The following is a 12349-nucleotide window of genomic DNA, read 5'->3' on the forward strand; positions in this document are numbered from 1 at the left end:
CTTTTATAAAAAAAAGAAGGCAACCAAAGTTACCTTCTTAGTTAAGATTTATTAATTATAAGTTAAAAACCTTTTTTACATTTTCAATTACAACTCTTCCAATGTCATCTTGAGCATCGATAGTTGATCCACCTACGTGTGGGCTTATATATACTCTATCAAGTTCAAATAGTGGTGATTCAATGTGAACGTCTTGAGTGTCAAGACCGCCTGTTCCAAGTTCGTCAGCTAGAGTGTCTAAGTTTGCTCCGCCAAGTTTACCATTTTTAATGTATTTGTAAAGAGCTTCTTCATTTACAACTCCACCACGAGCACAGTTAATTATTACTGCTCCGTCTTTCATGCTTTCCATTTCTTTGTCAGAAAGCATATCTTTAGTATCAGGAGTAAGAGGTACATGAAGAGTTATAACGTCAGAGTTTTTAACTACTTCATCAAGTGAAACTATTTTTACATACTCAATTTTATTATCTTCTGCTTTAATAAATGGATCATATGCAATAATATCCATATGGAATACTTGAGCTATTTCAGCAACACGTCTACCAATAGCACCAAATCCTATAATACCCATAGTTTTATTTCTAAGTTCTCTACCAATCCATCTGTACTTATTCCAGATGTGGTCATATTTTACTTCATTATTTGCTTGAACAGAATTTCTATATAAGTCTAGTGCTTTTAAGATAACAAGTTCTGCTACTGCATTGGCATTAAGTCCTGGAGCATTGTGAATTGCAATTCCTTTTTCTTTTGCATATTCAAGGTCAATGTGGTTTAGTCCTACTGCACCTACCATGATAGCCTTTAATTTCTTTCCTGCATCTATAATTTCTTTACTAATAAATGGATCTACTCTCATTACAAGTAAGTCATATTCCCCAATTATTTCAATAAGTTTTTCCGGTTTTGGAAGCATAACTTTATCTACTTCAAAACCTAATTTAGCTAGTTCTTCGTCAATAATATTAGACATTTGATCAATGATTAACGCTTTCATAATAAATCTCTCCTTTTTATTTATGTATTTTCACACACAATTCATACATTACTAATTGTACATAACTTTCAGTTTTTTTTCAACTTTATTTCTAATTAATATATCTAATTAATTTATGTAGCATATCTTTATTTTACATTCTGTGATATATTTACTTTACTTTTATTTTTAGAAAGGAGTTAATAATATGAAAAAAATTAAAAAAATATCACTTTTAATGTCACTTGCACTCTTGTTAAATGTAAATGTAATATTTGCTCAAGAAGAGCCTAAGGCTCCTATTATCAGTGATTGGTCGGTACTTTCAGTAGACAATGCACAAAAAAAAGGCATAGTTCCCCTAACTACAACATACAAGGACTATACTCAAAATATAACAGCTGATGAGCTAAAAGAATTAAATGCAAATTTAGAGAAAAAATTTAATTCTTATGGTATTTTAAAAAATACAAGTTTTAAAGATTTAAGTACAAAAAACGAACTGACCAGAGAAACTATACTTTTAAATTTATTTAATACTCTTGGTCACTATGACAAGGATGTCAACGAAAAAACTGACGCTATTAAATGCCTGCAAGAAAATAAAATTCTACTGGGAAATGGTAGCAATTTAAACCTTGATAAAAGTGCCACTTATGAAGAAACTGCAACTTTTTACAATAGAGCAGCTGACTACTTAATTTATAAAAACGACTTTGGTGCCAAGGGTTATTTTTACAAAGCTGAAAATAAAAACAACACTGTATATATGTTTGGCTCCATTCACCTTGGTTCAAATGAAATGTATCCAATGAAAAAGGAAGTTATGGATGCCTTTTACAAATCAGATGAGCTATATGTAGAGGTGGATATTTCCAATGCCGATGAAATGTCCTATATGACTGATTTAATGCCTAGAACTGACGGCACTTCTCTTAAAGACGACTTAGATGCACAGACATATGCAAAGTTAAAAAAATATATGGATAAATATGAAATTCCCGAGGAAAATTACAATTCACTTAAACTTTGGGCAGCATATAATCAAATATCAAATATTCCCGTTGCAGTTAACAAACCCTATGGCTCAACTCTGGGAATAGATACTCACTTTATCACCCATGCAAAAATTCTTGGAAAACCTGTAGGAGAAATGGAGTCAGTAAAACTTCAAGCTGACACTCTTGCAGGATATGATGAAAAATCTTATAAAAATATGTTAGTTAACTTAATTGAAGATTTAGATGCCAACGGAGAAGCCAATCAAATTAATGGCATTGACGAAATGCAAAAAGCATGGATTGACGGAGATAAAAAATTTATGAGTGGTATGTCCAATACAAGTGACCCCTTCTCACAACTTTTGCTTGTAGACCGAGATCCGAAAATGGCTGAAAAAATTGAGGGAATGTTAAATTCCGACAGTGGAAAAACTTATTTTGTAGTAGTTGGTTCACTACACTACGTTCCGGAAAACAGCGTTCTTAAATATTTAACAGACAAGGGTTTTAAAGTAGAAGACTTAAATATTTAAAAGTAAAACACACCTTTAAAGTTAGAAAATAAACTAACTAAAAGGTGTGTTTTTTATATATTTATACTGTTTTCCGAATTTATAAATTTTGCGTTTTTCTCATCTCTTCCCTGTAATAGATACTTTGTCTCTCCTCTGTAGTTTTCCATTGTCACTTCTTTTTTTAAATTAAATATAAGGTCTCCACCATCTCTATTTATTATTAATCCAAACTTTAATCCGCTGTAAGTCAGTGCATAATAATCTCCGTCACTATCTCCAATATAAAGTAGAGGCGGCTTTTTATAGTGCCTTTCCAGTTTTTTTAAAATTTCTGCCTTGCCCTCCAGTATTATAGCTATTTCTCTTTCGTCTACTTCTGCTAAAAATCTCTCTTCTTCACCTTTTAATAAATTAAGTCCAAAAATTTCTCCACTTGAAAATCCATAGCCATAATTTCCTATTGCAAACTCTTCAATTACTATTTGAGATGAAGACGTACATATATAGACGTCTATGTTATTTTTTCTAAGTTCACTGAATAGTTCAATTTTTTCAGGTACATTTCTTATTCCAACTCTATGGGTAAATTCTAAAGTTTCACCATTTCTAAGTACAGTTTTAAATTCAATTCTACCAATACTTTCATTCATCCAATAGTCTATAGCCTCTCTTGAAAGTACTCTAACTTCATCTTCAGACATATTGTAAAATAAGTATAAAATTCTATAACACTGCATTTTATAAGACATTTCAGTTGCAACTTCTACGTATATATAGACCATTTTAACTACAAAACTCTCATATACACAACTCTCTTTTACTTCTTCCAGTGTCTTTATTTTTAGCTCTTCTAATATATATTTATAGTCCTCTCCAATTTCATCAACTATACTATTTATCTTATCTAATTCTTCTGGTTTCACGTCTATATCTTTTTTTACCACATATAAAAATTCTTCTAATTTCATATTGTATTTTAAGTTTAATAACTGGTACATAAATACAGCTTCTTCAATGTCAAAAATAATAGTAGTATTGTCCCAATCAGATACAACATAATTTTTTTCCCATTTACTATTAAAATTTTCCAACCTATATTCAGCTATCATTTTTTTTAATGTGCTATAGTTTTTATCTGTCCATCCTCTTTGTTTTAACATACTGCTCTCCTAATTTATAATATGATAATTGTACCACAATAAAGCACTTTCTAAAATCAAAAGGCTATTTACATAAAAGAGTGCCTGTAGAATATAATCTACAGGCACTCTTTTATATTATTTTTTTGTTATTACAATTTTCCCAACGTGACCGTTTAAGTCAACTTCTCCTCTATCAAGGTCAATTTCTTCAAGATCTGTTGCCAAAGTTTCCTTTTTGATAAAGTCTTTATAGTTTCTAATTGCATTTATTACTTCGTCGTCACATTGCATTGAAATTTTAATGTTATCAAGTACGTCTAAGTCTTCTTGTTTTCTAAATTGTTGTACTTTAGAAATAAATTCTCTTACAAGTCCCTCTTCTATTAATGCCGGTGTAAGCTCTGTATCTAAAATTACAAATAAGTTGTTTTCCATTATTACGTCAAATCCATCTTTAGATTTTATATTTATAATTATATAGTCTTCTAGTATTTCAGTGTCTTCACCGTTTAAGTTCATTATTACATTTCCCTTTGAAAGTTCTTCTACAAATTCTTTAGGGTTTACATTTTTAAGTTCATTTCCAAAGGATTTAATTTTAGGTCCCAGTATAGAGCCTGCAACTTTAAAGTTCGGTTTTAATTCATAGTCCATAAATACTGATAGGTCGTCTTCAAATAAAACTTCCTTTACGTTTAGCTCCTCTTTTATTAAATCTGTAAGGTCTCCAATTATCTCTTTGTACTTTCCGTCTATTATAACTTTTGAGATTGGTTGGCGAACTTTTATTTTTACTTCTTCTCTTGAAGCACGGCCTAGTGCTACTAAATTTCTCACAAGGTCCATTTTTTCTTCAAGTTTTTCATCTATTAAAGACTCATCTGAAGTAGGGAAGTATTCCAAGTGAACTGATTCACCATCTGTTAATGACTTAAACAGTTCTTCAGCTGTAAATGGAACAAATGGAGCTATTATTTTTGTAAGTCCCAATAGTATTTCATAAGTTGTATTGTAGACTGCTTTTTTATCATCATCTATTTCTGTCTTCCAAAATCTTCTTCTGTTTCTTCTGATATACCAGTTTGAAAAATCTTCAATTACAAAGTCTTGAATATTTCTCACAACTTTTGTAAGTTCAAATATTTCCATATCTTCTTTTACACTTTTTAACAGACTATTGTATTTTGAAAGTAGCCACTTATCTATTTCATCTCTATTTTCATAGGATACTTTAAATTCTCTTGGATCTATTTCATCTGTATTTGCATATAAGCTAAAGAAATTATAAATATTTCTCAAAGATCTAAAGAACTTAGAGTCTACTTCTCTTAAACCTTCTTCATCAAATTTAGTTGGAGACCAAGGTGGCGAAACGTACATTAAATACCATCTAACTGTGTCAGCTCCATATTTGTCAAATAATTGAAATGGCTCTACAGTATTTCCCTTGGACTTACTCATCTTTTTGCCATATTTATCTAAGATTAAGTCATTTACCAATACATTTTTATATGGACTTTTCCCAGTCATATAAGTTGATATTGCAAGAAGTGAATAAAACCAACCTCTTGTCTGGTCTATTCCCTCACATATGAAATCTGCAGGAAACAGCTCATTAAAATCGTCTTTGTGCTCAAATGGATAGTGCCACTGTGCAAATGGCATTGAACCTGAGTCAAACCAAACGTCAATTACTTCTTTTTCTCTAGTCATTAACTTACCACATTCCGGACAATTTATATGAACATCATCTACATATGGTCTGTGAAGTTCTATAGTTTCATCTATATCTTCAACTGCTAAGTTTATTAGTTCTTCCCTAGAACCCACTGACTCTAAATGTCCACATTCACACTTCCAAACAGGTAGTGGTGTTCCCCAATATCTGGATCTGGAAATTGCCCAGTCATTTAAATTTTCAAGCCAGTTGCCAAATCTCTTTTCTCCAACAAAATCCGGGAACCAATTTACTCCATCATTATTTTCTATTAACTTATCTTTAAATTTTGTAACTTCTATATACCATGATGGGTGTGCATAGTATATTAATGGAGTTCCACATCTCCAGCAGTGAGGATAGTTGTGAACAAATTTTTGTTTTTTAAACATAAGTCCATTGTCCTTTAAATAGTGGATTATATCGTGATCTGCATCCATTACAAAAGTATCCTTCCAAGGAGTTGCTGTGAATTTTCCATCTTCATCTACTGGATTTAATACAGGTAAATCATACTTTCTTCCTGTTTTATAGTCATCTTCTCCAAATGCAGGAGCAGTGTGGACAATTCCAGTGCCGTCTTCTGTTGTAACGTAGTCAGCACAGGTTACAAAAAAAGCTTTTTTATCTACACTTAAAAATGGCAACAACTGTTCATACTCAACGTATTCCAAATCTTTGCCCTTCATTTTTTCCAATACTTCATATTCTTCGCCAATAACTTTATCTGCCAAGGCCTCTGCTAAATAATAAACTTCGTCTTTATATTTAACTTTTATATAATCTATATTCGCATTCACTGTCAAAGCCACGTTTGATGGCAGTGTCCACGGAGTTGTAGTCCAAGCTAAAAAGTACTCATCTTTTCCCTTTAACTTAAATTTAGCAACGACAGTCTCTGTCTTTATTTCTTCGTAGCCTTGTGCAACTTCGTGAGAAGCAAGTCCAGTTCCGCATCTTGGACAATATGGCAATATTTTATGTCCTTCATATAGAAGTCCATCTTTAAACATTTTATCTAATATATGCCAAACAGATTCAATGTAGTCATTTTTAAGAGTTATATATGGATCATCTAAGTCAATTAAATATGCCATTCTCTTAGTTAACTCTCTCCACTCTTTCTCATATTCAAATACTGAATCCCTACACATTTTATTAAATTCTGCTATTCCATATTTTTCTATATCGTGTTTATTTTTAAGTCCAAGCTTTTTTTCTACTTCAATTTCAACAGGTAAACCGTGAGTGTCCCATCCTGCTTTTCTATTGACTTTATATCCTGTCATAGTCTTATATCTACATGTCAGGTCCTTTAATGTTCTAGCCATAACATGGTGTATTCCCGGTCTTCCATTGGCTGTTGGAGGTCCTTCATAAAAAATATATGATTCATTTCCATCTCTGGCTTCAACTGACCTGTGAAGCAAGTCAATTTCTTCCCAGTATTTAGAAATATTTTCTTCTCTTTCCTTTACAGATTCCTTTGAAAGTGCTTTAAAAGCTTTCATCTTATCTATCACTCCTATATAAAAATAAAAAATCCCTTTAAAATAAAGGGACGAACAGTGTCGCGGTACCACCCTAATTACAGGTAACTATCACTTGATATCTTAACGCGATTAACGTTAGAACTCCAAGCTGATCTATATAATAATATTTTATGCCCTTACACCACATAGGCACTCTCTTTAAAAAAAATTATTATACCCTTCTCTTCACTGTTCTATACAAATTGATCTAAAGTTGAACTGCTAAATGAATCAATCAACATACTTTTTACATCTACTAATTTCATATGAAACTTGCAATAATTGTATGCCGCCGGATTGTTTCCAAATAGTGTGCAATCTGGTCCCTCTTCATCTAGGCAATTATTCACCACAATTGGTCCATCAACAGCTAAAATAATATCATATAAAGAAATAGTTTCTTTTGGTCTTTTTAACTTGTAACCTCCAGTAGCTCCCCTTTGAGCTTCTGTTATTCCTGCTAAATTTAATTTTCTAAGTATTCTAAGAGCAAATCTCTCAGGAATTGATTGTTGGTATGCAATTTTGGGAGCACCTACAATTTCTCCTTCCCTACTTGCTAAATACGCACAAATTCTGAAGGCATAGTCAATCTCTCGGGTTATTTTCAAATTCTATCACCATACTCCTTTTGGTACATCCACCATATAATATAATAAAAAACCCGTTACGTCAATGTAAAAAAGTTCTCCTGTTCTCTTCTAATTCTTACTATTTCAGAACTTTCATCTAGCTCCACATCTTCATAACTCAATGCCTCGCCTTTTTTTATATTTCTTCTCACTCTTACATTTCCCACTAAAATTCCCATTGGAATTAAGTTTTCGCTTTTTTGTACTTCCGCACTTTCTAATACACCATATACTGTATTGCCGCCAATTCCATCTATGCTCTCTCCAATTGCTAAATCTTTTTTTGCAATTGCTACAGTTTCAGCCACTGGTTTTCCTATACTGGCAATTGAGCTATCTCTAAGTACAACTGCCTTTATTATAGAGTTTGGGGTTTCAATACTAGTTAAATGATAAGGTCTATATATGGCAAAATTAGGGCCATCGCCCATTTTTAAATAATTCATTTCAGAAGTGAGTACATCGGATTTACACTTCACTATGGCAAATACTCCTGGTGCAATTCCCTTTACAAAGTCCACAGTTTTGTAACTATTTAATATTCCGCCTTCATCTTTAGTCTTTATATCCTCTGCCAAAGTTTTTGGTGAGGATATAAATCCATGGCAACCTCTTGTATCTGGTAAAAATCCTGTTGCATTACAAACTGCATTTAACTCTGTCATCGTATTTGTTCCATCGACAAAAGAAGTTAACATTTTCGGGTTTAAGCCCTTTTTTAAAGCTTCCTCTTTTAGTTCATCTGGTGTAGCATAATAATTTAACTCATTATTCTTACCTTTACCCAAAACTAAAATTTCAAAACCAACTGTATTTAAAAATTCATATAATTCAATTATAGCGCCCGGTTCATCGCCTGCTGAACCTGTATATATTACTCCCTTTTTATCAGCCAATACTTTTAAATAGCACCCAACAGTAGCATCCATTTCTACATTTAATGTTACAATGTCAACGCCATTTTCAATTGCGCAAAGAGAAATTTTTGTTCCCTCTTCTGTATTTCCTGTACAGTCTACAACACAGTCTACAACAGTTGCAGCTATTTTATTGTTCGTTGTAGCAACATAGTATCCTCTATCTATAGCCTCTTTAGCCTCTTCAATAGAATTTGTTTCAATTACTTTACTTCTATCAACTTTCGCCTTATCCAAAGCACTATAAACTGATTCCAATCTTCTAGAAGACATAACTGCCGGAATAAAATTATCTAAAAGTTCAAGTTGTGCCACTAGAGATGAACCCATAATACCTGCACCCACTATTCCAACTTTTATTTCTCCGTGTTTTTCTAAAGATTTTTTTAAATAGAACATAAATTCCTCCAAATAACAAAGAATAAAATTATAAAGTTAATTAATAGATCTTGCTGCTAATATAGCTGAAGTCGCAGCCCACTGTATATTGTATCCGCCACAATCTCCATCTACATCCATTACCTCTCCTATTATATAGAGACCTTTTATAATTTTAGATTCAAAAGTTTCCTCATCAATTTCACTTGTAAGCACTCCGCCACTTGTAACTTGAGAGTTTTCAAATCCCTTTGTTCCCTCTACTTTAAACTTCATTCCCAACAATAAGTCTATTAACAATGCAATATCTCTGTTAGACAACATATCCATTGTAATATCTTTATTAAATTTCAACATTTCCAATACAATATATATAAATTTTTTATCTATAATTCCCAAGAGCCAGCGCTCAATTGAATAATTTTGCAGTGTATAAAACCTATTTAACAATTTTTCTCTTACTTGAGTCTTGTCTTTAATATTATTTATTAGTGGCACTATTATTGATAAATTGCCTTTTTGGTAATTTATCATTCGAGATATATCTAAAATAGGCGGACCACTAATTCCATAGTTAGTAAATAATATTTCACCATGTCGCCTATCTATAATTTTATCATCTTCGTAAAGCTCTACTTCACCTACAACTTTTACGCCACTTAGGTGTTTTAAATAATTTGAATTTAATTTCACCTGTGTCAAAGCTGGAAAGACATCAGATATAGTATGTCCCAATTTCTGAACTAACTTGTAGCTCCTTCCGTCTGAGCCTGATGATGGCATAGAAGATCCTCCCACTGCAAAGATAACTCTATCTGCAGTAAAACTCTCCTCATTTGTACGAACTATAAAACCATTTTTCTTTTCTATAGAAATAACTCTTTTAGAAGTAAGTACATCTACTCCCAGTTCTTCCAGCTCTTCTAAGAGCATATTTACCACACTTTGTGCCTTTAATGCTATTGGAAAAATTTTACCATTATTTTCCTCTGTAGTAATTATTCCAATTTCATTTAAATAATTAATAAAGTCCTCATTGTTAAATTTTGACAGTGCCATTTCAACAACATCACCTTCACAGTGATAATTTTCTCTTCCCAAATTAACATTAGTTAAATTACATCTTCCATTTCCGGTAACTAACATCTTTTTTAACACTCTGTCGTTTCTCTCTAAAATAATTACATCATGACCATTTTTACGCAACTCAATTGCAGCAAAAATTCCGGAAATTCCTCCGCCAATTACTATTATTTTCATTAAAACCAAGTCCTATAAATATAAATTACATACAAAATAGTAACAATCACAAAAGCAATGCTAGTTTGTTTCTTTTTTTGATATATAGAGTACCCTGTAAAAAACAACAGTAAAATTAGAAACATAATATTAGTAGTTAAACTATTCGATAAAGTTAATGACATAATTACCTCCTTCTGCACTCTATTAATTATATATAATAGACTTAGATTTTTAAAGCACTAATATCTAATCTTTTCTCAATTAAAAGTTACAATCTCAATATTATATGTTGTTGTATTTAAATTGCCTTAGCTATAGAATAATATTATAGTAAATATTTAATTAACATCATTTTATTTAATTAATTTACAAATTTTGGAGGTATAAAATGAAATTAGAAAATATTGAACCTACATTGGTTTTTAAGTACTTTGAAGAAATATCTCAAATACCTAGAGCTTCTGGAAATGAACTTGGAATTTCAAATTACTTAGTTAAATTTGCTAACGATAGAAATTTAGAAGTAATTCAAGACGAAAAATTAAATGTAATAATTAGAAAAAAAGCATCTATTGGATATGAAAACTCCAAAGCTATAATACTACAAGGCCATATGGATATGGTTCCTGAAAAGGGAGAACATTCAACACATGACTTTGAAAAAGATCCAATTGAACTGGTAGTTGAAGATGACACCTTACACGCAAATGACACTACTCTTGGTGCAGATGACGGAATTGGAGTTGCTATGGCACTTGCTGTTTTAGATGACGACAATATACTTCATGGACCATTGGAAGTTCTAGTTACAGTATCTGAAGAAACAGACTTAGGAGGCGCATTGGCACTTTCTGACAGTGTTTTAAAAGGAGACTACTTAATAAATATCGACTCTGAAGAAGAGGGAATTATGACCGTAGGATCTGCAGGCGGAGAACTATACACCGGATACTTCACTCCGGAAATTACTTCTATTTCCAATGAATATAAAAGCTATGAATTTAATTTTACAGGACTTACTGGAGGTCACAGCGGAAACGAAATAGCGAACCCAAAGGGGAATATGATTGTCGTTATGGCAGACTTCATTTCTAAGCTTAGTGATTCTATGTTAATTGACTTTTCCTGTGGTACTAAGGACAATGCCATACCTAGAATGGGAAAACTTAAAATAGCACTTAAAAACGTTGATAATATTAACTTAGTTTTTGAAGAACTCTATGAAAAATACAAGAACTTAGATGGAAAATTATCAATATCTTACAATGAAATGAATAACCCTTCAACAGCTCAAAGTAGCATCTCAACAGCAAAATTCGCTGAGTATTTACTTTCTCTTCCAACTGGAGTTAACAGCTTTATAGATGAAAAAAATAAAATTGTTGCATCTTCATCTAATTTGGCAATTGTAACTAAAAAAGATAATTCTGCCTACGAAGTTTGGAACTCCATTAGATTTAGTGCTGAATCTTTACTAGATGACTTTAAAAATAAATTTAATGAAGTATCTAAAAATTATCCAGTTACATTTAACTATTCAAATTACTATCCTGAATGGGAGTATAAGAAAGAATCTGAATTTAGAGAAATAGCAATGAACTTATATGAGAAAATGTACAATAAAAAAATGACACTTGAGATTACCCATGGTGGTCTTGAATGTGGGGTATTCTACGTTAAATATAAAAACTTAGATATGATTTCAATTGGACCTGACATAAGGGGAGCTCACACTACAACAGAGTCTCTATCTATTTCATCTACTAAGAGAGTGTACGACTATTTAATAGAACTCTTAAAATCATTAAAATAAATCTAAAATCAAATACTAAAGGCATGCCAATAGAGCATGCTTTTTTGTTTGTTCCATATTAATAAATATAATATAAAATAAAATAATGTAAATAAAAAAGTCCACCAACGATACTTAAACGTATTCGTCAATAGACTTTTATGTAAACCGGCATCACCTACTCTCCCAGGTCGTTACCAACCAAGTACCATCGGCGTAATGAGGCTTAACTTCTGTGTTCGATATGGTTACAGGTGTGTCCCTCTTACTATATGCACCGGATTAAACCACAACAACTACTTATATATATAACTTCTTTTACCTACTATTCCTAGTTAGGTTATTATTGGTCAAGTCTTCGACCTATTAGTACTCATTAGCTTCAAACATTACTGCTCTTTCACCTTGAGCCTATCTACCTCATTTTCTTCAAGGGGTCTTATCTTTCGAGGGAAATCTCATCTCGAGGGGGGCTTCGTGCTTAGATGCTTTCAGCTCTTAT

General features: G+C 31.9%; 8 protein-coding genes and 2 rRNA genes. 2 read left to right on the forward strand and 8 right to left on the reverse strand.

The genetic code is table 11. The annotated features are described in order from the left end of the window. Positions 1 to 55 precede the first annotated feature (55 nt). Positions 56 to 1000, reverse strand: coding sequence for a D-2-hydroxyacid dehydrogenase (locus tag BUB47_RS03725; protein ID WP_073183895.1), 945 nt, complete (start codon positions 998 to 1000; stop codon positions 56 to 58). A gap of 187 nt (positions 1001 to 1187) precedes the next feature. Here BUB47_RS03725 and BUB47_RS03730 point away from each other — a divergent pair, with 187 nt between their 5' ends. Continuing rightward, positions 1188 to 2513 carry a TraB/GumN family protein gene (locus tag BUB47_RS03730; protein WP_073183897.1) on the forward strand — a complete coding sequence of 442 codons (1326 nt, stop codon included), beginning with the start codon at positions 1188 to 1190 and terminating at the stop codon, positions 2511 to 2513. Positions 2514 to 2566: 53 nt separating this feature from the next. Here BUB47_RS03730 and BUB47_RS03735 read toward each other — a convergent pair whose 3' ends face one another. The 5 genes from BUB47_RS03735 to BUB47_RS03755 form a co-directional block, all read right to left on the reverse strand. Further along, positions 2567 to 3655 (reverse strand): HAD family hydrolase, encoded by a 1089-nt coding sequence (locus BUB47_RS03735; RefSeq protein WP_073183899.1) that lies wholly within the window; start codon positions 3653 to 3655, stop codon positions 2567 to 2569. 117 nt (positions 3656 to 3772) lie between these two features. Continuing rightward, positions 3773 to 6865 carry an isoleucine--tRNA ligase gene (ileS, locus tag BUB47_RS03740; RefSeq protein WP_073183901.1) on the reverse strand — a complete coding sequence of 1031 codons (3093 nt, stop codon included), beginning with the start codon at positions 6863 to 6865 and terminating at the stop codon, positions 3773 to 3775. A gap of 215 nt (positions 6866 to 7080) precedes the next feature. After that, on the reverse strand, positions 7081 to 7497 hold the full coding sequence (locus BUB47_RS03745) for an RrF2 family transcriptional regulator (protein ID WP_073183902.1): 417 nt from the start codon (positions 7495 to 7497) through the stop codon (positions 7081 to 7083). A 56-nt stretch (positions 7498 to 7553) separates the two neighbouring features. Next, on the reverse strand, positions 7554 to 8834 hold the full coding sequence (locus BUB47_RS03750; protein WP_073183905.1) for an NAD(P)H-dependent oxidoreductase: 1281 nt from the start codon (positions 8832 to 8834) through the stop codon (positions 7554 to 7556). A 36-nt stretch (positions 8835 to 8870) separates the two neighbouring features. Continuing rightward, a complete protein-coding gene (locus tag BUB47_RS03755; RefSeq protein ID WP_073183906.1) occupies positions 8871 to 10073 on the reverse strand; it encodes an aminoacetone oxidase family FAD-binding enzyme in 1203 nt (400 codons plus the stop codon). Between the two features lie 370 nt (positions 10074 to 10443). Here BUB47_RS03755 and pepD point away from each other — a divergent pair, with 370 nt between their 5' ends. Then, on the forward strand, positions 10444 to 11868 hold the full coding sequence (pepD, locus tag BUB47_RS03760) for a beta-Ala-His dipeptidase (protein WP_083529058.1): 1425 nt from the start codon (positions 10444 to 10446) through the stop codon (positions 11866 to 11868). A gap of 145 nt (positions 11869 to 12013) precedes the next feature. Here pepD and rrf read toward each other — a convergent pair. After that, positions 12014 to 12129: ribosomal RNA gene (gene rrf, locus BUB47_RS03765) — 5S ribosomal RNA — on the reverse strand. A gap of 64 nt (positions 12130 to 12193) precedes the next feature. Then, positions 12194 to 12349, reverse strand: a 23S ribosomal RNA gene (locus BUB47_RS03770); the annotation flags it as partial.

The organism is Anaerosphaera aminiphila DSM 21120 (assembly GCF_900129925.1).
Lineage (GTDB): Bacteria > Bacillota > Clostridia > Tissierellales > Peptoniphilaceae > Anaerosphaera > Anaerosphaera aminiphila.